We start from the raw sequence: 21,434 nt of genomic DNA, 5'->3' as shown, positions 1-21,434 counted from the left end.
GAATTCTTTATGTATCAACATAAGCAATACGCAGTGTTTATTTTTGTTGTTTTGGGCTGGATAGGTGGTTTTCTTGCCTTGGCGTGGAACTTAATCGGCGCAGATGTGCCATTAATGGGGTTTTGCGCCATTTTAGTGTTAGTGGCTTTTTTATTTCATAGCTTAACTATTAAAGTAACCGATAAAACAGTGAGCTGGGCATTTGGGCCGGGTGTATTTGGTAAAACGGTGAGCTTTGACGACATTGAATCAGTCAGAGCGGTCAGTAATTCATTTCGCCATGGAATTGGTTTACGTATAACCCACGATGGCTGGGTTTACAGTGTATCAGGGTTTAAAGCTGTAGAATTAGCAATGAAAGATGGCACTCACTATCGTTTAGGCACCAACGACCAAGAAGGCTTGCTAGCGGCATTGCAGGCACACATAACTGAACCTGAATCTAAGCCAGAGCCGGAACATAAACCAGAACCAGAGCAAGTGGATGATTAATTAAGCTAATTGGTATAAAAAAAGCGCCTCAGGCGCTTTTTTTATACTGCGAGTTTAGTGGCTGTGACCACAACCGCCTTCACCGTGCACATGACCATGTGCTAACTCTTCTTCTGTTGCATCACGTACTTCAAGTACTTCAACATCAAAGTGTAAAGTAATCCCTGATAATGGGTGATTACCATCAACAATCACTTCTTCATCTTGGATATCGATGATCATCACTGATTGATCGCCTGCATCGGTTGTTGCACGAAACTGCATACCCACTTCAATGTCCATCCCTTCAAACATTGACTTAGGTACAGCTTGCATTAAGTCGTCGTGACGCTCGCCATAGCCTTGGTCTGGTTCAACGGTAACACTGAAAGTATCGCCAGCTTCTTTACCTAGTAGTGCGTTTTCTAGGCCTGGGATCAAGTAACCTGTGCCAACGATAAACACCAGTGGTTCACCATCAAACGAGTTGTCGATGGTGTTTTTGTTATTATCCAATACTGAATAATGCATTTTTACCACTTTGTTTTCTGCTGCGATCATAGTCATTCCTATTTATTCATCTTCGAGAGAGTAAGGCAGAGCTTGAATCGATAGCTCAACCTGAGGGAGGTGTTTAGCACGTAATAATTGGCCTGTTTCATTGTCATTCGGTAACACAACGAGTCCCATTAAAGTGCGCGTTTCTTGATTATAACTTTGACTGATAAGCTTGCCAGCGCGACGCCAGTTTTCACCCATTTGTGTTTCGAGTTCAAGCTCATCGAGTAAACCATCTGCTTCACCCGCAACGATATACATGGCGCGCTTGTTTTTGCCAAGATACTTCATACGGGCAACGGTTTCTTGGCCTGTGTAACAGCCTTTTCTAAAGCTGATACCGCCAATCGCGTGTAGGTTAACCATTTGCGGCACATATTCGCCAATGGCCTCACTGTTAAGTGAAGGCTCACCCGCGGCAATCGCTGCTTGTTGCCATTGGGCATCGTTATCGAGTGCGATAACGTTTTCGGGTAAACTAAAGTCACTATTGACCATGAGTAACACGCGGTTTTCTGCAAGCTTAAGGGCTTTTCCGTCGGCAAAATCGACAGCCGTTTGCTCATCATTAAATTGAATATTAAGTGCCTCTAGCACCTCTGAGAGGTCATCACCCATCAAACCAATTAATGGCTTTTCACAGGGGTCTATTTCAACAGCAGAAAAGACCGCATATTTTTTTAACTCAACCAGAGACTGCTCAACTTCGGCTTTAGAACCAACAAGGTAGTAACTGTCTTGGTAGGTAAACAAGCGAAAAACGCCCCAAAGCTTACCTTTGGCATTACAGTGACCCGCCCACAAGAACGTATCATTAGTGAGCTTATTGATATCCTGTGTAATTTGTCCGTGAAGGTAAGACAACTTATCTTTACCTGTTAGGCTGATAAGCGTATGAGATAATGGACTTGCGTAAACAGTCGACATAAAAACCTTCTTTACGATATAAATGAGTGCTAATGATAACTTAGTTAGGGTGGCAATTTAAATAGCTGTTTATTCGATAGCAATTTGTTAAACTGCTGACAAATAAGTACGAGGTTTAAAATGACTGAAATTCACAGTAAAGAACGTATTCGTTGGGCATGCCGTCGTGGCATGTTAGAACTTGATGTTTTATTTATGCCATTCGTTGAAGAAGCGTTTGACTCGTTAAGCAAAGAGCAACATGCCACATTTCAACGCTTACTAGAATGCGATGATCCAGACTTGTTTGCATGGTTCATGGGTCACGAAACGTGTAAAGATCCCGAGCTTAATAGCATGGTCTCATTAATTTTAGACCGAGTTCGTGTATAGATTTAGCGTTAAACAGAACACACCAGACCACAAACCCTTTGTGGTCTTTTTTTGCTTTGTAGCCATCATACTTAGCTTTGCGTATCAGCAACTCTTTTCTCAATGTCTTGTTTTCGTCTCAAGCTTTATTATTGGGGTGATTAGCTATAAAAAAGTAACGCAATTACAGCCAGCACATGGCGCTATTATTTTAGAACAGTCACAGCTTCGTTTTTTAAATAATCGTGTGCAAATGCAAGGTGCGATAAGCCCTAAGAGTAAGATCTTTTCGAGTTTTGTGGTTATAAAACTAGCGGGATTTTATAAATCACACTGGCTGATTATAACGGCAGCCAGTGTTGATGAGGTAAGCTTTTCACGCTTAAAACGGGCAATTATTGCTGTGCAGCAACCGACTTCGGTGTAAGTACCGTAGGCGTTGGGTTTTCATTTTGCGCTGGGTAATCAATGGTGTAATGCAAGCCTCGGCTTTCTTTACGTTCCAGCGCACTGCGAATAATCAGTTCAGCGACTTGCACTAAGTTACGTAGCTCTAATAAGTTGTTAGAAACTCTAAAGTTAGCGTAGTAGTCGTGAATTTCCTGTTGCAGTAATTCAACACGATGCAATGCACGTTCTAAACGTTTAGTTGAACGCACGATGCCAACGTAATCCCACATAAATAACCGTAGTTCATGCCAGTTATGCGTGATAACAATTTCTTCGTCAGAGTTCGTAACGCGGCTTTCATCCCACAGCGGTAGTGTTTCAAGTGCAGGACTTGCATCAATTTTACTCAGAATATCCTGTGCTGCTGCGTGGGCAAAAACAATGCATTCGAGCAATGAGTTGCTTGCCATTCGGTTTGCACCATGCAGACCTGTATAAGCAACTTCACCAACTGCATACAAGTTATCTAAATCAGTACGTCCATTAAAGTCAGTCATGACACCCCCACAAGTATAATGGGCTGCAGGGACGACAGGAATAGCTTCTTTGGTGATATCTAAACCAACACTTAAGCATTTTGCGTAAATTGTCGGGAAATGCTCAATAATAAAATCTTTATCTTTGTGGCTAATATCTAAATAAACACAATTAGCGCCTAAGCGTTTCATTTCAAAATCAATCGCGCGGGCAACAATATCGCGGGGAGCCAGTTCTTCACGTTCATCAAAGTCTTTCATAAAGCGTGTGCCATCGGGGCGTTTTAAGTACGCACCTTCACCACGCATTGCTTCGGTAATTAAAAAGTTTTGCAGCTCAGGGTGGTACAAGCTCGTAGGGTGGAATTGATTAAATTCCATATTGGCAACACGGCAGCCCGCTCGCCATGCCATGGCAATACCATCGCCACTCGATACATCGGGGTTAGAGGTATATAAATACACTTTACTCGCACCGCCTGTCGCTAGCGCAACAAACTTGGCTGCAATTGTTTCTACTTTTTTGTCTTCACAATTCCACACATACAGACCGTGGATGTGTTTACCTTTTCGGCCTAAGCTTTTATCACCAATTAAATCAATGGCATTGTAGTTTTCTAATAAAGTGATATTTGGGTGGGCTTGCACTTGGCTGATAAGCGTAGTTTGAACGGCGCGACCTGTCGCATCGGCAGCATGTAAAATGCGGCGATGACTGTGACCACCTTCGCGCGTTAAATGAAAACGTTCTTTACCTTTTGAATCAAACTCCATATCAAAAGGCACACCTTGCTCAATTAACCATTTTAAACATTTTTTGGCATTACTGGCAGTGTAGTGCACAGCGTCGCGGTCACATAAACCACCGCCAGCATCGAGCGTATCTTGAACATGTGACTCAATACTGTCATTTTTTTTATCAAAAACCGCGGCAATACCACCTTGTGCATATAAAGTAGAGCCTTCAGTTAATGCGCCTTTGCTAAGCACGGTGACGTTACAGTGATTAGCAAGTGATAAAGCAAGCGAGAGGCCAGCGGCGCCGCTGCCGATAATAGCGACATCAGTAATGTGATGTTTATTTTGGTTCATGTCTGTGGTCTTTGCAGTTACAATGCTCTGGAAATAGTGCTAAAAGTATGAGCAAAAAAAATTGTATATGATATACGTATATGTACCATATTTGCCGTAACACTATTAGTCATTTTAATACGTTATACCAATATTATTAGGTTTATCGTCACTTAAACAGCGAATTTTTAACTGTTTAGCATTGTGAATCAAACTGACTATGAATAGAGATAACCGTTGAATTATCAGCAGTTACTAGGATTGTCGAGTAATAAGATTGGTATAACTCACATTATTTGCGTGCTATTTTATAAAAAAATTATTTTAAACTGAACTTTTATATTCATGGTGCAGTCATAGTTTGTGTAAACAATGGCGAGTATATGAATAGCAAGCAAGAATCAAACAGAGGAGTACCGGCTCGAATGAGCGAGCAGGATTTGGATTTAGCGCTAGTAAAAAGGGTCCAGCAAGGAGATAAAAACGCCTTCAACCTATTAGTTAGAAAATATCAGAATAAAATTGCAGGTTTGATCTCACGTTATGTTTCAAACCAAGGTGATGTTGCTGATGTCGCACAAGAAGCCTTTATTAAAGCTTATCGTGCTTTGCCTAACTTTAGAGGTGATAGCGCCTTTTATACTTGGTTGTACCGTATCGCCGTAAATTGTGCTAAAAATTACTTAGTTGCTCAGGGGCGTAAGCCGCCAGCTAACGATGTTGATGCCGAAGAAGCAGAATTTTATGACAGTGCAGACGCAATGCGTTCAAACGCATCGCCAGAAAACCTGTTATTAAGTGACGAAGTACGTGCTGTAATTTTTAATACGATTGATAGTTTGCCTGAAGATCTTAAAACTGCGATTACCCTTCGTGAAATCGAAGGTATGAGCTATGAAGAAATAGCCGTGGTTATGGATTGCCCCGTGGGGACGGTACGTTCGCGTATTTTCCGTGCCCGTGAAGCGATTGACAATAAATTAAATCCATTAATAGGTGAGTCTTAGTATGACAAAAGCAGACGTTAACAAGTTGGATAATGAGCAGTTATCCGCATTACTTGACGGCGAGCAGCAGTTAACTGATGAAGCGATTACAAACGACGATGTAACTACATTTGGTCGTTATGCAATGATCGGTGACGTAATGCGTGCTGAGGCAAATAACAGCGCCTTCAATTTTGACATTGCTGATGCAGTGGCAGATGCACTCGAACATGAACCTGTGTACGCAGATTTCGCGAATAAAACAACGGCACCAAAAAGCGAAGAAATCGTGGCGGCAACAGGCACCGACAATGTCGTTGCATTTAATTGGCGTCGACCCTTTGCCCAAGTAGCGATTGCTGCAAGTGTGGCTATGTTTGCGATTGTTGGTGTACAAACCCTGCCGCAAAACAGCGAATCACCGCAGAGCGAAATTCCTTTATTACAAACAACACCACTAACCGGTGTGGCATCACCTGTCAGTTACTCATCTGAGCAACCTGCACTTGAAAATGCCCAACAAGGTTTACGCGAATTACAACAGCAACGTATTGGTGCGCTTGTACTTGAACACCAACGCCAAGCACGTGTTGCATATTCGCTTGAAAAGTCACAAACTGCGGCTAACGCAGATGAGGAAAAAAACTAATTAAATGAAAGTGTTTACTTTTATTTTGTCGCTGGTGTTAATAGCTCCCGCTTTTGCCAGCGACGAAAACCCCGCCAAAGCATTATTACTCGATATGGCTGAAGCCGTTCATACCCGCAATTTCGACGCATCGTTTGTCGTCGTTAAAGGCCAAGCAATGGAACCTTATCGCTGGCTGCATGCCAAGCAAGGTAATGTAGAGCTTGAACATTTAAGTTTACTAAATGGCGCAGGGCTTGAAATGGCTCGCGTAAACGATCAAGTGACTTATTTTGAGCCCCATTTAGAGCCATATTCTGTGCAAACTGATTCAATTGCAGGGCCTATTCCTGAAGTACTTTTTAAAGATATAGAGCGTTTAAGTGCGCAGTACGATTTTGTACTAGGCGGAAAAGGTCGTATAGCAGGGCGCTCAGCGCAGCTTGTGCGTATTGAGTCAAAAGATGAGTACAAATTCAATTATTGGATATGGTTAGATTTAGAATCATCACTGTTATTGAAATCAGCGTATGTGAACCACAAAGGTGAAATGCTTGAGCAATTACAGTTGACCCACATTAGTGTGACAGAGCAACCTGCACAGATGCTGTTAGAAATGCAAAATCGTGATTTTCCTCCTCCGCTTCCGGTCAGTGAAATTGATAACGAAAGCACAGGCAGTGCGGTTAATAATTGGAAAATTGGCTGGTTGCCAGCAGGCTTTAAATTATTAAAGTCAGACCGTCACAAGTTAGATTTAAATAACGAACTAACCGATTACTACTTGTACTCTGATGGTTTTGTTGAGGTTTCTGTGTTCGTACAAAGACCACTGCCTGGTAAACGACCCAGTGGGGCGCTGTCATCGGGTGCGACAACTGTGTATGTTCACAATGGTGGTAGCTTTGACGTGTCGGTTGTTGGTAATATCCCCGCTATGACAGCCAAAGCCATTGCAGAGTCGGTAGCGCGACCTCTTTAAATAATGATAGAACAAACACTCACTGTCGTGTCGGTAAAAGGCACGACAGCCGATTTAGAAGCCGAGCAAAAACAAGCCTGCGCAGGATGCAATGGTCGTTGTGGCTCGCAAATCTTTGCCAAGTTATTTGGTACTGCCAAAAAAACATTCCCATACACTTTCGACAGTGAGCTAAAAGTCGGACAAAAAGTCACCTTAGCATTAGACGATAGCCACCTTGTAAAACACGCAATGGCCGTGTACATGTTGCCGTTATTATTTAGTTTAGGGTTTGCTTTGGCTGCTTTTTCAGTGTTTTCGCTTGCTGAGGGGTGGCAAATTTTAGCTGCTGTATTAGGGGGCTTAACTGGCTATGCGATAGCTAAATCAAGGGTTAAGAGCCTAAAACATGATATTAAAGTAATAAAAATTCACCCAATTACTATTCCTTTCACTCAAATAGATGGTGATTAAAGCCAATTAAATGTAAAATTGCCGCTTTATACACTTAGTCCATTTTATATAGAAGTTTAGAATCCAGTTTATGAAGCATATCCGTAATTTTTCGATCATCGCCCATATCGACCATGGTAAATCGACTCTCTCTGACCGTCTTATCCAAGTTTGTGGTGGTTTAACAGACCGTGAAATGCAGCAGCAGGTGTTAGACTCAATGGACATCGAGCGTGAGCGTGGTATTACCATCAAAGCGCAAAGTGTAACACTTAATTATACAGCCAAAGATGGCGAGACCTACCAATTAAACTTTATCGACACACCAGGACACGTTGACTTCACTTACGAAGTATCACGTTCGCTTGCTGCCTGTGAAGGTGCGCTTTTAGTTGTTGATGCTGGTCAAGGTGTAGAAGCGCAAACACTTGCGAACTGTTACACAGCGATTGAAATGGATTTAGAAGTTATTCCAGTACTGAATAAAATCGACTTACCGCAAGCGGACCCACTTCGTGTTGCAGAAGAAATCGAAGACATTATTGGTATTGATGCGCTTGAAGCCGTGCGTTGCAGTGCAAAAACAGGCGTGGGTATTGAAGACGTACTCGAAGTTATTGTTAAAGATATTCCGCCACCAGTTGGCGACAAAGATAAGCCATTACAAGCGCTTATTATTGATTCATGGTTTGACCCATACCAAGGCGTTGTATCACTTGTGCGTATTAAACACGGTGAATTACGCGCGGGCGATAAAATTAAGATCATGTCGAACGAACAAGTTCATATCGCAGATAAAGTGGGTATTTTCACACCAAAACAAACTAACACGGGTTTATTAAAAACCGGTGAAGTAGGCTTTGTTATTGCTGGTATTAAAGAGATTCATGGTGCCCCTGTTGGCGATACAATTACGTTACAGCGCAACTCTGCACCAGAGCGTCTACCGGGTTTCCAACGCATTAAACCACAGGTTTATGCGGGTATGTTCCCAATTTCATCGGATGATTATGAATCATTCCGTGATGCGCTAGATAAACTTAGCTTGAACGATGCATCGTTATTCTTCGAACCAGAAAACTCAACTGCACTTGGTTTTGGTTTCCGTTGTGGCTTCTTAGGTATGCTACACATGGAGATTATTCAAGAGCGTCTTGAGCGTGAATACGACATTGATCTTATTACTACGGCACCTACGGTAATCTACGAAGTAGAAACCAAAGAGGGCGTTAAACAGATTGATAATCCATCTGATCTTCCGCCGGTAAACAACATTCTTGAAATCCGTGAGCCAATTGTTGAAGCTAACATATTAGTTCCGCAAGAGTTTTTAGGTAACGTTATTACGCTTTGTGTTGAAAAGCGTGGTGTACAAACTAAAATGAACTATCACGGCAAGCAAGTTGCGGTAACGTATGAATTACCGATGGCTGAAGTGGTTATGGATTTCTTTGATAAGTTAAAATCAACAAGCCGTGGTTTTGCTTCGCTTGATTATAACTTTAAGCATTTCCAAGCATCAGACATGGTACGTGTTGACGTACTTATTAATGGTGAGCGTGTAGATGCATTAGCTATTATTGTACACCGTGATATTGCACAATCGCGTGGTCGTCAGTTAGCTGAAGCGCTTAAAGAGCTCATTCCGCGTCAACAATTTGATATTGCAATTCAAGCGGCAATTGGTCAGCATGTTATAGCGCGTACAACGGTTAAACAATTACGTAAAAACGTAATTGCAAAATGTTACGGTGGTGACGTGAGCCGTAAGAAAAAGCTTCTTCAGAAGCAAAAAGAAGGTAAAAAGCGAATGAAGCAACTAGGTAACGTTGAAGTACCGCAAGATGCATTCTTAGCTATCCTCAAAGTTGGTAAATAATTAGAAGTAAATAAAGGAATTAATGCATGGCGGGTTACTTTTCGATTTTTTTAGTGTTGTTAACGCTAGGCTCAGGCTTAATCTGGTTAATTGACCACTTTATGTTTGCGCCTAAACGTCAACAGCGTATCGCCCTTGCTCAAAACGCGGCGGGCGGTGAATTAGACGAAGAAACCGCTGCATTAATTGCACCAGAGCCAAGTATTACTGAAACGGCTAAATCAATCTTTCCGATGATTGCGGCTATTACTATTTTCCGTTCATTTATTTTTGAACCGTTTCAAATTCCATCAGGCTCAATGATGCCAACATTACTTGTTGGTGACTTTATTTTGGTACAAAAGTACTCATACGGCATTAAAGACCCAATTTGGCGCACCCAACTAGTGGATGTGGATGAGCCAGAACGCGGTGATATTGTGGTATTTAAATACCCATTAGATGAGCGTATTGATTACATTAAACGTGCCATTGGTTTACCTGGCGATAAAATTGTTTATCGCAATAAGCACCTTTATATTCAGCCAAAATGTGAAGAAGGTGTCGAACAGCAAGGTGATTTGCTGTGTAATGAATACAATAAAATAGATATGGAAATTCTCAATAGTGACGAGTTCAAGCAAGGGTCAATGAATTTAGTGCGTTTAGAAGAAAACCTAAGCCCATTGAATCACAACATTTTGATTAACCCAGAGGCGCTTGAAATGAAAGGCCGTTATTATCAACAACCGGGTACACGCTCTGACGAGTGGGTTGTTCCTGCCGATCATTATTTTATGATGGGTGATAACCGTGATAACAGCCAAGACAGTCGCTTTTGGGGCTTTGTGCCAAAAGAAAACTTGGTAGGTAAAGCCGTCTTTATATGGATGAGTTTTGAATTTGAAAATGGCCCAGATGACTTTTTACCAGGCTGGGTTCCAACTGGTGTTCGTTTTGAACGCCTAGGTAATATTCAGTAACGATGAAAAAAAACGTAACAGAGTTATACAACAAAATAGGTTATACATTTACTGATCAAGCTTTGCTTGAACAGGCAATGACGCACCGCAGCCACAAAGGTCAACATAACGAGCGTTTAGAGTTTTTAGGCGATTCGATTTTGAGCTTCGTGATTGCGAATGCGCTTTATACTAAATTTCCAAAAGCACGTGAAGGCGACTTAAGCCGCATGCGCTCAACCTTAGTACGTGGTCAAACACTGGCTGAGTTTGGCCTTGAATTTGGTCTGGGCGATTACTTACGCTTAGGGCCTGGCGAGCTGAAAAGTGGTGGCTTCCGTCGTGAATCGACTCTTGCCGATGCAGTAGAAGCCATTATTGGTGCCGTGTTCCTAGACTCAAGCATTGAACAATGTGGTGAGTTAATCTTAGATTGGTATGAATCACGCCTTGATGCAATTTCTCCTGGCTTAAACCAAAAAGATCCAAAAACATTACTTCAAGAGTACTTACAAGCGCGCAAATTATCGTTACCGGGCTACACTGTCATTGATACAAAAGGCCAAGCGCACAATCAAACATTCACGGTTGAATGTATTGTTGAAGGGATGGATAGCATTATCTCAGTAGGAAGCTCGCGTCGTAAAGCCGAGCAAAAAGCTGCTGAAAAAGCCTTAAAGATACTTAAAAATGAATCTTGATGATTTAATTAGCAAAGAACCTGCAGAGCTTGATACGCACTGTGGGATGGTGGCCATTGTTGGTCGTCCAAATGTGGGTAAATCGACCTTACTTAACTACATTGTTGAGCAAAAGGTGAGTATTACCTCGCGCAAACCACAGACCACGCGTCACCGTATTATGGGTATTCATACCGAAGGTAAATACCAAGCAGTCTACGTTGATACACCGGGTCTACATGTTGAAGAAAAGCGTGCCATTAACCGTTTAATGAACCGTGCTGCATCCAGTTCGATTGGTGATGTAGAGCTGATTATTTTTGTGGTTGAAGGCACTCACTGGAATGAAGATGACGAGATGGTACTGAATAAAGTCCGTCAAAGTGGTCGTCCAGTGCTATTGGTTATGAATAAAATTGACCAAGTAAAAGACCGCGACTTAGTGCTTCCGCACATGCAGTTTTTAGGCAATAAATTTGATTTTGTTGGTATTATTCCTGTCTCAGCAAAACAGGGTAAAAACATTGAGCTTATAAAAGCAGAAGTAACTAAGCGTCTTCCGCTGTGTGAGTTTTACTTCCCTGAAGATTATGTGACAGACCGTTCGATGCGTTTTATGTCGGCAGAGGTTATCCGTGAAAAGCTAATGCGTTTTATGGGTGATGAATTACCGTATTCTGTTACCGTTGAAATAGAGCAGTTTAAATGGCTCGATAACGGCGTGTGGCAAATTAATGGCCTGATCTTAGTTGAGCGTGAAACGCAAAAACGCATGGTTATTGGCAATAAAGGCGAAAAGCTAAAAGTTATTGGCCGTGAAGCACGTAAAGACCTTGAAGAGATGCTTGATAACAAAGTATTTTTAGAACTTTGGGTTAAAGTGAAGTCTGGCTGGGCTGATGATGAGCGTGCGCTACGCAGCTTAGGCTATGGTGAAGATTAAGCTTAGCTTGAGACGCCATGGATAGCGATTTCTACACAGCATACTTGTTGCACCGACGTCCATTTAGTGACTCACAAGTAATGCTTGATATGCTGGTAGAAGGCGTGGGTCAGCTTAGAATGCTGGCCCGAATTAGTGGTCGCCAGGCCACTAAACATAAAGCACAACTGCAACCTTTCCAATCACTGCTGGTACAATACAGCGGTAAATCAGATTTAAAATACATTAATCGTTTTGAACCCCATGGCACGCAAACCATGCTCACGGGGACTGAGTTGTATTGTGGATTTTATTTAAACGAATTAACGAATCGTATCGTACCTATCAATGAACCTATGGAAAGTGTTTACCATTTGTATAAACAGCACTTGAGTGATTTATCGGGTACTCAACATTTGCAAGCAGTGTTACGTTCGTATGAATTTCAGTTACTCGAATTGCTCGGTTATGGGGTTGATTTTAGTGTCGACGCGCACGGTGATGAGATCATTGGCAGTGCCAGTTACCAGTACTTTGCTGAATATGGCTTTTTGCTGCATGACGACCCGCACAGTGGTTTTTCAGGTGCGCAATTAAATGCCATTGCTGCCCATGACTTCAGCGCGCCTGATGTGTTATATATGGCAAAGCAGTTAAGTCGTTACTTACTCAAGCCTTTACTCGGTAAAAAGCCATTAAAAAGTCGTGAGTTATTTATTAAGTAGGCTGAATAGCAGCCGTTAATCGTTGTTTTAAACAGGTAAAAAAATGAAAGATATTCTTCTTGGTGTAAACGTTGATCATATTGCCACTTTACGCCAAGCGCGTGGCACAAGTTACCCAGATCCTGCTCATGCAGCCAGTGTTGCAGAGCATGCCGGTGCAGATGGTATCACCATTCATTTGCGTGAAGACCGTCGTCATATTCAAGACCGTGACGTGTATGTAATGGCTAAAACCATTCAAACGCGTATGAATCTTGAGGTTGCCGTGACTGATGAAATGATTGATATTGCGCTTGAAGTAAAACCCGCTTATGTGTGTTTAGTGCCTGAAAAACGCGAAGAGCTAACAACAGAAGGCGGCCTAGACGTAGTGGGTAACTTTGAAAAAGTAAAAGCGGCGACTGAAAAATTAACGGCAGCGGGTATTAAAGTATCGTTATTTATTGATGCTGATAACGCGCAACTTGATGCTGCTAAAGCCTGTAACGCACCGTATGTAGAAATTCATACTGGCGCGTATGCTGATGCAGAAAACGACGAAGAGCTACATACAGAGCTTGAGCGTATTCGCAGCGGTGTACAATACGCCCACGGTCTTGGTTTAATTGTAAATGCTGGTCATGGCCTGCACTACCACAACGTAAAACCAATTGCTGCAATGCCAGAAATTTACGAGTTAAACATTGGTCATGCGATTATTGCGCGTGCCGCGATTGACGGCCTAGACAAAGCAGTACGTGATATGAAACGCCTGATGATTGAGGCGCGTTTGTAAATATAAGCTTCAAGCACTTTTAAGCAAGTATTGAATTGAGAGCGCGGTGGATGTTGTATCCAGCGCGCTTTTTATTTCATCAAATACGCAATAAATTGTGCAAGCAATGATGATAACAAAGGTGAAATACAGAGTAGGGTAACTATGTACTGATGCTTTTTCTTAAAGCTTTTTAAAACACCATCATCAATGGCCGACAATTCGCCTTGTTTAATTGAATGAAACACAATTGAGTTGGGTGTTGCTCTCATTAAGCGGGCTTTACTTTCGTATGTTTGCCACTGCTCAGCGTAATTGATTTTTACGTAGTTATTAGCTTCTTTACTTAGTTTTTTATAGCGAAGGAAAAACCACGTGAGTGAAATAGCGCTAAAGAGAATAAGTAAGATAAAATACAAAGCAGGCTCCCTTTAATACTTCACAATTCGCGTACCCGTAGAATAAATAATATCGCGACTAGGGCATGAATAATTAGGTTTTAGTGTTCTACAAGATTGCTCGGGTGTGTCAAAACAAAAATCAAAGCGAGTTTGGGTTTTCACCGCTTTATCAGTAATATTTTGCGGCAGCTCATTCCAGTGCCAATGCGTGATTACTTCTTTTGCTGCATCGGCAAATACAGGGTGAGTAGAGGCAACTACCTGAATATCTTTAATCTCATTGTGTGGCGTAATAACATACTCAATGGTCGCGCACCCTTCTGTTGCTTGGATAACTGCTTTTTTTGGGTATCTGGCAGGAAAGCGCTCAAGTTGCTGCCATTTTGGTGTTTTCAATTCATCATAGCTAACTGATAAATCCGCATACTCTAGTGTCATCGGTTTATCTGCAGTTGAAGCACAGCCAAAGGCAAGTAAACTGCCCGCTAGAATTAAATAACTTTTCATTTATATATTCCTTTATATCGTTTTATTGAGCGGCTTTTATCGTTGCTGCTCTACCATGCCTGCATCACTTAACAAATTATTCAGCTCGTCAATAAGCTCAAATAATTCAGGTTCAATATAATTTAAATCACAATCGCCTTTTAGTGACGTTTCAAGGGTTTCGGCAAGCGATTTTAGCTTTGGTACGCCGGTGTAACAACACGCGCCATGGAACTTATGCACGATGCTAAGTACATGCTCGCAATCTTCATTTTCTATTGCTTCATTGAGTAGACGCAAGGTCTCAGGCACGCTGAGTAACAGCATATTGAGCATTTCAAGAGCGAGTTCTTCTTTGCCGCCTGCGCGCTGTAGCGCAAGCTGCCAATCTAGGCGTGTGCTCTCAAATGGAGGTTCAGATTGAACGGCAACTGTTTTGCTTCGCTCTCGGTTAATAGGGGATTGTGGGCTATGATCACTAATGATCTGCTTTAGCATATCTTCGTCAATCGGTTTGGTTAAATAACCTTTAAAGCCATCTTTTAGCAGCTGCTCTTTTTCACCAGCCAACGCATGCGCTGTTACCGCAATAATTGGGGTGTCTTCATTAAGTGATGACTCACGAATAAGCTTACACGCTGTAATGCCATCCATAATAGGCATTTGAATATCCATAAATATTAAGTCGTATTTATGGCTTTTACTTAAGCTATAGGCTTGTGAACCATTATGGGCGGTATCAATAAGCTCAATTTGTTCATCTAATAGCGTACAAATAAGTTTTAGATTTGCGTCATTATCATCAACAACCAGCACTTTTAATGGCAGTAGTTTTTCATCGCCTTGCTCAATATTGTGTACCGGATGGTCAAGGCGATACGGGGCTGCTAATACTTCACATAATTTACGATGATTAAGTGGTTTACTTAAACAGGCATCAGCACCACTACCCACAAAGGCTTCACGCATATTATGCGACACCGTATTGAGCATAATGTATAAATAGTCAGTGACGGGTCTTACCGCTTTAACGTAGCCTTTAAGCTGCTGCATATCATCGATTGTTGCGGTGTGACCGATAATACAAATATCGTAACTAAAGTCTTTGTTTATCTCGTTTAAGAAACTTTCTTCATCAGTACAGGCGGTAACTTGTGTTTGCCACTCATTCAACAATGACAAGGTTGCTTGGTGCGTATGTTCGTGCGGTTCTAAGTATAGAATGCGTTTATTAATCAGTGATTGAGTTGGTAAGTCACTGGTGATTGAATTAGACGGCGTTCTAAACACCGCATTAAACGTAAAGCAGGTGCCATTACCGGGGGCTGAGTTTAAGGTAATGCGGCCATTCATGGCTTCAACAATATGCTTGGTAATAATTAACCCTAAGCCTGTGCCGCCAAATTTGCGGGTAATACTTGAATCGGCTTGGCCAAATGGTGTGAATAAAGCATCTTGCTTATCCATAGGTATACCCACACCGGTATCGGTTACCGACACCAAAATAGAGGCTCGCTCTTCATCAAGCAAACGATAACCGACATCGACTTTAATAGACCCTTTTTCGGTGAACTTTATCGCATTACTGAGTAAGTTAATTAAAATTTGCTTAAAGCGAGTCGGGTCGCCAGTTAAGTTATCGGGCACTTGCGGGTGAATAAATATAGATAGCTCGAGTTGTTTTTCGTGGGCGCTAGGAGCAAGCAATGTTAATACTTCATTGATGGTATCGCGCAGTTGAAACTGCATCGATTCGAGTTCCATCGCACCGGCTTCTAATTTCGAGAAATCTAAAATATCGCTGATAATGGTCATTAAACTGTTAGCAGACAACTCAATCGTATCGAGGTAATCCTTTTGGTGTTTATTCAGAGGCGTTTTATATAGCTGACGCGTAAAGCCAATAACCCCATTTAAAGGAGTACGTAATTCGTGACTCATTTTCGCTAAGAAATCTGATTTAACACGGTTGGCATCTTGAGCATCTTTTTTTGCAATACTCAGCTGAATATTTTGTGTTTCGTACTGTTCGAGTGTTTCTCGGTAATCTGCAGTGGCTTGGTCAATGTGCTTTTGCATTTCATCGCGTTGCATCACCATGGTGTCTGAAATCGTATTAAGTCCTTCACGAAGGAGCTCAAATTCGCCAAACATTTTTTGATCAAGGCCTGTATCGACTTTACCCTCATTAAGTTTATCTGTAGCAAGTACTAACTTATTAAGAGGTTGAATAAACATACGCGATAATCTAAACGCCAGCACGGTTGCTAAAACAAGCGCCAGTAAAATAACTACACCACTCACTAATAACGCACGTTGTTGACCAATAATGGCTTGCTGCTTATTGAGCATGATCACCACAGTGCCTAAAGAAGCCTGATAACTATGGTGATTCCATATCATGTCTTGGCGGCTATGATTAATAATAGCCGTTGAAAAGGTTAAATAATGTTCTGAGCTTTGCATATGAACACCGTCTAATATCGGTTTGTTCGTGTTCATCAGCTCTCTAAATTCACTTTGGTATTTACTGAAAATAACCAGCTCGTTATTTTCATCAAAAATAGCAATAGACTGAATAGCAGGCGAGTGTTTGTTGTGAGTATGACTAACTAAACGAGTTAACAGCGCTTTATTTCGTTTAAGTAAAGGTTGCTCTACAGCGATAGCAAGGGGCTCAATGATGGTCTCGCCTTGTTGATACAAAATTTCATCGAGCTCAATGTAACGATTTATTGTAAAATAACCGCCCAGCAACAAGCCTATGATCACAGTCGGTATAAGTGTGAGGGTTAAGACTGAGTCACGTAAGCCAAATTTAGTCATAAAAGATGTTGTTATCATTATTATCGTAGTTTAAGAGTATATACTTACTCCCGCTTTATCAATAATTAAGGTGTTGCCCGATGGCACAGATTTTCAAAGCTAAAAAGAAATCCGTCTCACAAAAAATGCTCACACTCACCGTTTCGGCCATGGATCACCAAGGACGAGGTGTTGCAAAGCAAGGCAGTAAAGTGTGCTTTGTGAACGGTGCGCTGCCCGGCGAGGAAGTTAAAGCACAGCTCATTGACGATAAGGCACGTTTTGCCAGTGCTGATTGCAAAAAAGTATTGCGCGCGTCAGCGCATCGAGTAACGCCTTTTTGTCAGCATTATCAAGTATGTGGTGGTTGTCAGTTACAACACCTCGATGCATCGCAGCAATTAGTTGAAAAGCAAGCAGCTGTGAGCCAGCTATTCAGTAAATTTGCCAAAGCAGAGAATTTAAATTGGCAAGCGCCGCTTGTTAGTGAAGCGCGTCATTACAGACGATCGGCACGTGTTGCCGTAATGCATGATAAAGCCGCGAAAAAAATGCGCGTTGGTTATCGTGCTCAAGGGTCAAAGCAGCTCGTGAGTATTGAGCGTTGTGATGTGCTTTCAACTAAATTTAGCGCGTTATTTACGGTCTTTGATGAACTGATAAATAACCATGCAGGGCTAAGCTGTATTAGTCACTTACAACTGTGCGAGGCAGACAATGCCGCTTATGTTGTCATTCGCCATACAAAACCAATTAGCAATGCGCTTAAAACGGTTGTTGAGAAAGCCTGTGATGAGTATCAATGGTGCCTAGTATGGCAATCACACAGTGGTGAGATTGATCACACTCATCATCCAATGCCGTACTACACTATACCAGAGTACGACTTAACCTTTGAGTTTGGCTTAGAGAACTTTGTGCAAGTAAATCCGCATGTTAATCAAGCCATGTTACATCAAGCAAAAGAGTGGCTTGATTTACAGGGTCATGAACAGGTATTAGATTTATTTTGTGGTATTGGTAATTTTTCATTATTGATTGCAAAGTATGCAAAACACGTTATTGGTGTCGAAGGAGTGGATTCTGCGGTTGCATTAGCGAAACAAAATGCGCAAACTAACTCATTATCGAATACCGATTTTTATTGCTTTGATTTAACTCAATCAATGCAATCAGCTGCGTGGTTCAGCAAAGACATTGATGTATTGGTGCTTGACCCGTCACGAACTGGCGCTATGGCTATTTTAGAGCAGTTACCACTTACTCAGTTTAAAACGATTTTATATGTCTCTTGTGATCCTGTTACTTTAGCCCGTGACAGTGCAATTATTTTACAAGCAGGCTTCAGCATTGAAAAAATGGGGCTTATGAATATGTTCCCGCATACAGGGCATATTGAAACGATGGCGTTATTTCACAGGAGGTAAAGCGCACTATGGTAGCCACTAGACAGTCACATCAGCTTACTAAGCCGAGTGATTTTACCAGCCGTATAGAGCTGTTAGCGCTAACAGAAGATAAATCTACCTTATTAGAACAGGCGCATCAATTGTGCCTGCATTGCGATGATGTTAAACGCCAGAATATGGCCATTGAAATGGTGGAGATTTTAGCTGAGCTAAATTTAGATGCTGATTCATTGGCAACCGCCTTTTTAACGCCGTATTTTTTAGCTGAAAAAATTTCTATCGACACAGTAACAGATAAGCTTGGTAACCACGTTGCCTTGCTGCTTACTGGTGTGAGCCAAATGGCAACCATCAGCACCTTAGCACATCAGGGTAAAGGCACCGTTCAAATTGATAATATTCGCCGTATGCTTTTGGCAATGGTTGAAGATGTGCGTGCAGTGGTTATTAAACTGGCTGAACAAGTGTGTTACCTACGCGAAGTGAAAAATGGCAGTGAAGAAGAGCGCGTAATAGCAGCAAAAGAAACGCGCGATATTTTTGCGCCACTCGCCAATCGTTTAGGGATAGGTCAGCTTAAGTGGGAGCTAGAAGACTTATCTTTTCGTTATTTGCACCCAGACACCTACAAAAATATTGCCAAGCAATTAGACGATAAACGGCTTGCCCGTGAAGCCTACATGGAAAATATGGTGGCACTGGTTAAAGCACGCCTCCAAGAGGCGGGTATTGCTGGCGAGGTGTATGGTCGCCCGAAACATATTTTTAGCATTTATAAAAAAATGGCGCAGAAGAACTACGAGTTCGATCAATTATTTGATATTCGTGCCATGCGTATTGTGGTTGAGCGTTTGCAAGATTGCTACGCGGCCTTGGGGATTGTTCACACAAACTGGCGTCATTTAAATAAAGAGTTTGATGACTACATTGCAACGCCAAAACAAAATGGTTATCAATCGATTCATACCGTGGTGTTTGGTCCTGAAGGTAAAACCGTCGAAATTCAAATTCGTACCAGCGAGATGCACCAAGATGCCGAGCTCGGTGTCGCGGCTCACTGGATGTACAAAGAAGGCGCATTACCGGGGCGTGGCTCAGGTTATGAGCAAAAAATTAGCTGGTTGCGTAAGTTACTGCAATGGCAAGAAGAAGTTGTTGATGGCAGCGACTTAGCCGAAGAGCTTAAAAATCAGGTGGTGGAAGACCGTGTTTACGTGTTTACACCGAAAGGCGATATTTTTGATTTACCACTCGGTGCGACGCCGCTCGATTTTGCCTACTACATTCACTCTAATGTAGGGCACCGGTGTATTGGCGCAAAAGTATTTGGCAAAATTGTGCCTTTTACGTACCAACTAAGTACGGGCGATCAGGTTGAGATTTTAACGCAAAAGCAAGCGAACCCGAGCCGAGATTGGTTAAATCCGTCGTTAGGCTATATTAAATCGTCGCGAGCACGTTCGAAAATTCATCATTGGTTTAAGCAGCTCGACCGCGATAAAAACTTAAGTGCCGGTAAAGAAATTCTAGAAACAGAACTACACAAGCTCGATCTTACAACCAAAGATCTTACCCCCGCGATAGAGCGCTTTAACTTACGGGGTCTTGAAGATTTAATGGTCGCTGTTGGCGCAGGTGATGTGCGTCTTAACCAGTTGCTTAACTTTATTAGTGACCGTGATGACGACGAGCCACAAATCAGGTTTAAAAAACCAAAAAGTGTCAACGGTGATAAAAATGGCATTGTGGTTGATGGCGTCGGCAGTTTATTGAGCCACGTGGCTAAATGTTGTCGCCCTGTTCCCGGCGATGAAATTATTGGGTATATCACGCAAGGGCGGGGGATTGCCGTTCACCGTGAAGACTGTGATTCATTTGAAAAACTGCGAGAAAAGCACCCAGAGCGTGTGATCTCAGTAAGTTGGTCAGACGATGTAAATGGCTCTTACACGCTAACCATTAAAGTAGAGGCAACCGATAGATCAGGGCTTATTCGTGATATTAGCTCTGTACTTGCCAATGAAAAAGTAAATGTGCTGAACATGAACGTCAACACAGTCGAAGACAAGCAATTAGCACTTTTCTCAATGCAGGTAGAAGTTCACGACTTATCAAGCACAAACCGCTTGTTATCTAAACTTCACCAAATTGAAGGGGTCCATGAAGCAAAACGTGGGCATGCGTAATGACAGATAAACACAGTATTGATGACTCATTAGCGATCATGGAAAAACTACGGGACCCAGATACTGGGTGCCCGTGGGATTTAAAACAAAATTTTAAATCGATAGTGCCTCATACCATTGAAGAGGCTTACGAAGTTGCTGACTGCATTGAAAAGGGCGAGTTGAGTGAGCTTAAAAGTGAACTGGGTGACTTACTCTTTCAGGTTGTGTTTTACGCGCAGCTTGCAAAAGAGCAGGGGCTATTTGATTTTAATGACGTTGTCAGCACATTAAACGAAAAACTAGTGCGCAGGCACCCTCATGTGTTCGCTGAAAAAACAACACTCACAGAGGCCGAATTATCACAGCAGTGGCAAGCAATAAAAGCACAAGAGCGGGCGCAAAAAGCACCCACACAGCAACTGAGTTTATGGCAAGACATTCCCGATGCGATGCCAGGGCTTACTAAGGCGAAAAAGATTCAGCAGCGGGTGGCAAGTCTTGGCTTCGATTGGCCAAGCTATCAGGGGGCACTTGATAAAGTGGCCGAAGAAGTCGGGGAAGTGAAAGAAGCGCTTGCACATGATCCGTACTCAGAACACAGCGCAGAAGAGCTGGGCGATTTGTTATTTGCAACGGTCAATGTGGCCCGTCATATGAAACGCGACCCTGAGCAATTATTACGCAGTGCTAACGCTAAGTTTATGGCACGCTTTGAAAAAGTGGCCGCTTATTTAAGTGAGCGCGGGCAATGTTTAGAGACCGCCAGTTTAGAAGAGATGGACAGCGCGTGGGAAGCCATTAAAAAGCACCCACAATGACACAGCATAGGGACAGGAATGCCGCGCTCGTTTTTTGTGCACTTATTTGCTAATTTTATCTGGATTGATAGCAGTGCCTTTGCTATAATATCGCCCCGTCTTGATTCTATATTA

Annotated in this window: 22 protein-coding genes; 16 read left to right on the top strand and 6 right to left on the bottom strand. The window is 42.2% G+C overall.

The window, feature by feature from the left end; genetic code table 11:
• The first annotated feature begins 9 nt into the window (after positions 1 to 9).
• Positions 10 to 492, top strand: a complete 483-nt coding sequence (locus H3302_RS11620; protein WP_074989039.1) for a hypothetical protein — start codon at positions 10 to 12, stop codon at positions 490 to 492.
• A gap of 54 nt (positions 493 to 546) precedes the next feature.
• On the opposite strand, the gene H3302_RS11615 is transcribed toward H3302_RS11620, so the two are convergent.
• Positions 547 to 1,032, bottom strand: a complete 486-nt coding sequence (locus tag H3302_RS11615; protein ID WP_036966596.1) for a peptidylprolyl isomerase — start codon at positions 1,030 to 1,032, stop codon at positions 547 to 549.
• 12 nt (positions 1,033 to 1,044) lie between these two features.
• Positions 1,045 to 1,956 (bottom strand): tRNA-modifying protein YgfZ, encoded by a 912-nt coding sequence (gene ygfZ / locus H3302_RS11610; protein ID WP_036966598.1) that lies wholly within the window; start codon positions 1,954 to 1,956, stop codon positions 1,045 to 1,047.
• Between the two features lie 120 nt (positions 1,957 to 2,076).
• Between ygfZ and H3302_RS11605 the strand changes: the two genes are divergently transcribed.
• Entirely contained in the window at positions 2,077 to 2,328 is a 252-nt protein-coding gene (locus tag H3302_RS11605) for a succinate dehydrogenase assembly factor 2 (RefSeq protein ID WP_036966599.1), read from the top strand.
• A complete protein-coding gene (locus tag H3302_RS11600; protein WP_182395331.1) occupies positions 2,321 to 2,734 on the top strand; it encodes a hypothetical protein in 414 nt (137 codons plus the stop codon). The genes H3302_RS11605 and H3302_RS11600 overlap by 8 nt, the downstream gene beginning before the upstream one ends.
• Here H3302_RS11600 and nadB read toward each other — a convergent pair.
• Positions 2,703 to 4,325, bottom strand: a complete 1,623-nt coding sequence (nadB, locus tag H3302_RS11595; RefSeq protein WP_036966601.1) for an L-aspartate oxidase — start codon at positions 4,323 to 4,325, stop codon at positions 2,703 to 2,705. The genes H3302_RS11600 and nadB overlap by 32 nt on opposite strands.
• Before the next feature lie 404 nt (positions 4,326 to 4,729).
• On the opposite strand from nadB, the gene rpoE reads away from it, so the two are divergent.
• From rpoE to pdxJ, 10 genes are all read left to right on the top strand, one after another.
• Complete coding sequence (gene rpoE / locus H3302_RS11590) at positions 4,730 to 5,311, top strand: RNA polymerase sigma factor RpoE (protein ID WP_036969086.1); 582 nt, start codon at positions 4,730 to 4,732, stop codon at positions 5,309 to 5,311.
• 1 nt (position 5,312) lies between these two features.
• Positions 5,313 to 5,939 (top strand): sigma-E factor negative regulatory protein, encoded by a 627-nt coding sequence (locus tag H3302_RS11585; RefSeq protein ID WP_036966603.1) that lies wholly within the window; start codon positions 5,313 to 5,315, stop codon positions 5,937 to 5,939.
• A 4-nt stretch (positions 5,940 to 5,943) separates the two neighbouring features.
• Positions 5,944 to 6,900 carry a MucB/RseB C-terminal domain-containing protein gene (locus tag H3302_RS11580; RefSeq protein ID WP_182395328.1) on the top strand — a complete coding sequence of 319 codons (957 nt, stop codon included), beginning with the start codon at positions 5,944 to 5,946 and terminating at the stop codon, positions 6,898 to 6,900.
• A gap of 3 nt (positions 6,901 to 6,903) precedes the next feature.
• A complete protein-coding gene (locus H3302_RS11575) occupies positions 6,904 to 7,353 on the top strand; it encodes a SoxR reducing system RseC family protein (RefSeq protein ID WP_036966606.1) in 450 nt (149 codons plus the stop codon).
• 70 nt (positions 7,354 to 7,423) lie between these two features.
• A complete protein-coding gene (lepA, locus tag H3302_RS11570) occupies positions 7,424 to 9,211 on the top strand; it encodes a translation elongation factor 4 (RefSeq protein WP_065978641.1) in 1,788 nt (595 codons plus the stop codon).
• Positions 9,212 to 9,237: 26 nt separating this feature from the next.
• On the top strand, positions 9,238 to 10,173 hold the full coding sequence (gene lepB / locus H3302_RS11565; protein ID WP_036966610.1) for a signal peptidase I: 936 nt from the start codon (positions 9,238 to 9,240) through the stop codon (positions 10,171 to 10,173).
• Positions 10,174 to 10,175: 2 nt separating this feature from the next.
• On the top strand, positions 10,176 to 10,853 hold the full coding sequence (gene rnc / locus H3302_RS11560; RefSeq protein ID WP_182395325.1) for a ribonuclease III: 678 nt from the start codon (positions 10,176 to 10,178) through the stop codon (positions 10,851 to 10,853).
• The gene (gene era / locus H3302_RS11555; protein ID WP_036966614.1) at positions 10,843 to 11,775 is read left to right on the top strand and encodes a GTPase Era; all 933 of its coding nucleotides are present in this window, start codon (positions 10,843 to 10,845) and stop codon (positions 11,773 to 11,775) included. Before rnc ends, era begins: the two co-directional genes overlap by 11 nt.
• Before the next feature lie 17 nt (positions 11,776 to 11,792).
• Complete coding sequence (gene recO / locus H3302_RS11550) at positions 11,793 to 12,479, top strand: DNA repair protein RecO (RefSeq protein ID WP_182395323.1); 687 nt, start codon at positions 11,793 to 11,795, stop codon at positions 12,477 to 12,479.
• A gap of 43 nt (positions 12,480 to 12,522) precedes the next feature.
• Positions 12,523 to 13,254: a pyridoxine 5'-phosphate synthase gene (gene pdxJ / locus H3302_RS11545; protein WP_036966619.1), complete on the top strand. Its 732-nt coding sequence runs from the start codon at positions 12,523 to 12,525 to the stop codon at positions 13,252 to 13,254.
• A gap of 71 nt (positions 13,255 to 13,325) precedes the next feature.
• Here pdxJ and H3302_RS11540 read toward each other — a convergent pair whose 3' ends face one another.
• From H3302_RS11540 to barA, 3 genes are read right to left on the bottom strand one after another with little or no spacing between them, the layout of a single operon-like run.
• Positions 13,326 to 13,652, bottom strand: coding sequence for a hypothetical protein (locus H3302_RS11540; RefSeq protein WP_036966622.1), 327 nt, complete (start codon positions 13,650 to 13,652; stop codon positions 13,326 to 13,328).
• Between the two features lie 12 nt (positions 13,653 to 13,664).
• On the bottom strand, positions 13,665 to 14,141 hold the full coding sequence (locus H3302_RS11535; protein WP_075593794.1) for an energy transducer TonB: 477 nt from the start codon (positions 14,139 to 14,141) through the stop codon (positions 13,665 to 13,667).
• A gap of 36 nt (positions 14,142 to 14,177) precedes the next feature.
• Positions 14,178 to 16,946 (bottom strand): two-component sensor histidine kinase BarA, encoded by a 2,769-nt coding sequence (barA, locus tag H3302_RS11530; RefSeq protein WP_036969088.1) that lies wholly within the window; start codon positions 16,944 to 16,946, stop codon positions 14,178 to 14,180.
• An 80-nt stretch (positions 16,947 to 17,026) separates the two neighbouring features.
• On the opposite strand from barA, the gene rlmD reads away from it, so the two are divergent.
• Genes rlmD through mazG form a run of 3 tightly spaced genes read left to right on the top strand, consistent with a single transcriptional unit; the run spans position 17,027 to position 21,320 of the window.
• Positions 17,027 to 18,352 (top strand): 23S rRNA (uracil(1939)-C(5))-methyltransferase RlmD, encoded by a 1,326-nt coding sequence (gene rlmD / locus H3302_RS11525; protein WP_182395321.1) that lies wholly within the window; start codon positions 17,027 to 17,029, stop codon positions 18,350 to 18,352.
• Positions 18,353 to 18,360: 8 nt separating this feature from the next.
• Complete coding sequence (gene relA / locus H3302_RS11520) at positions 18,361 to 20,520, top strand: GTP diphosphokinase (RefSeq protein ID WP_036966631.1); 2,160 nt, start codon at positions 18,361 to 18,363, stop codon at positions 20,518 to 20,520.
• The gene (mazG, locus tag H3302_RS11515) at positions 20,520 to 21,320 is read left to right on the top strand and encodes a nucleoside triphosphate pyrophosphohydrolase (RefSeq protein ID WP_182395309.1); all 801 of its coding nucleotides are present in this window, start codon (positions 20,520 to 20,522) and stop codon (positions 21,318 to 21,320) included. Before relA ends, mazG begins: the two co-directional genes overlap by 1 nt.
• Positions 21,321 to 21,434 lie beyond the last annotated feature (114 nt).

Source organism: Pseudoalteromonas sp. MT33b (assembly GCF_014117385.1).
GTDB lineage: Bacteria > Pseudomonadota > Gammaproteobacteria > Enterobacterales > Alteromonadaceae > Pseudoalteromonas > Pseudoalteromonas lipolytica.
Note: the sequence above shows the minus strand (reverse complement) of the source record. Positions and strands in the feature narration are given on the sequence as shown.

What these genes read in the sequence shown, in the direction of transcription:
- H3302_RS11620 (WP_074989039.1), top strand. Translation starts at nt 10, where the DNA reads ATGTATCAACATAAGCAATACGCAGTGTTTATTTTTGTTGTTTTGGGC.
- H3302_RS11615 (WP_036966596.1), bottom strand. Translation starts at nt 1,032, where the DNA reads ATGATCGCAGCAGAAAACAAAGTGGTAAAAATGCATTATTCAGTATTG.
- ygfZ (WP_036966598.1), bottom strand. Translation starts at nt 1,956, where the DNA reads ATGTCGACTGTTTACGCAAGTCCATTATCTCATACGCTTATCAGCCTA.
- H3302_RS11605 (WP_036966599.1), top strand. Translation starts at nt 2,077, where the DNA reads ATGACTGAAATTCACAGTAAAGAACGTATTCGTTGGGCATGCCGTCGT.
- nadB (WP_036966601.1), bottom strand. Translation starts at nt 4,325, where the DNA reads ATGAACCAAAATAAACATCACATTACTGATGTCGCTATTATCGGCAGC.
- rpoE (WP_036969086.1), top strand. Translation starts at nt 4,730, where the DNA reads ATGAGCGAGCAGGATTTGGATTTAGCGCTAGTAAAAAGGGTCCAGCAA.
- H3302_RS11585 (WP_036966603.1), top strand. Translation starts at nt 5,313, where the DNA reads ATGACAAAAGCAGACGTTAACAAGTTGGATAATGAGCAGTTATCCGCA.
- H3302_RS11580 (WP_182395328.1), top strand. Translation starts at nt 5,944, where the DNA reads ATGAAAGTGTTTACTTTTATTTTGTCGCTGGTGTTAATAGCTCCCGCT.
- H3302_RS11575 (WP_036966606.1), top strand. Translation starts at nt 6,904, where the DNA reads ATGATAGAACAAACACTCACTGTCGTGTCGGTAAAAGGCACGACAGCC.
- lepA (WP_065978641.1), top strand. Translation starts at nt 7,424, where the DNA reads ATGAAGCATATCCGTAATTTTTCGATCATCGCCCATATCGACCATGGT.
- lepB (WP_036966610.1), top strand. Translation starts at nt 9,238, where the DNA reads ATGGCGGGTTACTTTTCGATTTTTTTAGTGTTGTTAACGCTAGGCTCA.
- rnc (WP_182395325.1), top strand. Translation starts at nt 10,176, where the DNA reads ATGAAAAAAAACGTAACAGAGTTATACAACAAAATAGGTTATACATTT.
- era (WP_036966614.1), top strand. Translation starts at nt 10,843, where the DNA reads ATGAATCTTGATGATTTAATTAGCAAAGAACCTGCAGAGCTTGATACG.
- recO (WP_182395323.1), top strand. Translation starts at nt 11,793, where the DNA reads ATGGATAGCGATTTCTACACAGCATACTTGTTGCACCGACGTCCATTT.
- pdxJ (WP_036966619.1), top strand. Translation starts at nt 12,523, where the DNA reads ATGAAAGATATTCTTCTTGGTGTAAACGTTGATCATATTGCCACTTTA.
- H3302_RS11535 (WP_075593794.1), bottom strand. Translation starts at nt 14,141, where the DNA reads ATGAAAAGTTATTTAATTCTAGCGGGCAGTTTACTTGCCTTTGGCTGT.
- barA (WP_036969088.1), bottom strand. Translation starts at nt 16,946, where the DNA reads ATGACTAAATTTGGCTTACGTGACTCAGTCTTAACCCTCACACTTATA.
- rlmD (WP_182395321.1), top strand. Translation starts at nt 17,027, where the DNA reads ATGGCACAGATTTTCAAAGCTAAAAAGAAATCCGTCTCACAAAAAATG.
- relA (WP_036966631.1), top strand. Translation starts at nt 18,361, where the DNA reads ATGGTAGCCACTAGACAGTCACATCAGCTTACTAAGCCGAGTGATTTT.
- mazG (WP_182395309.1), top strand. Translation starts at nt 20,520, where the DNA reads ATGACAGATAAACACAGTATTGATGACTCATTAGCGATCATGGAAAAA.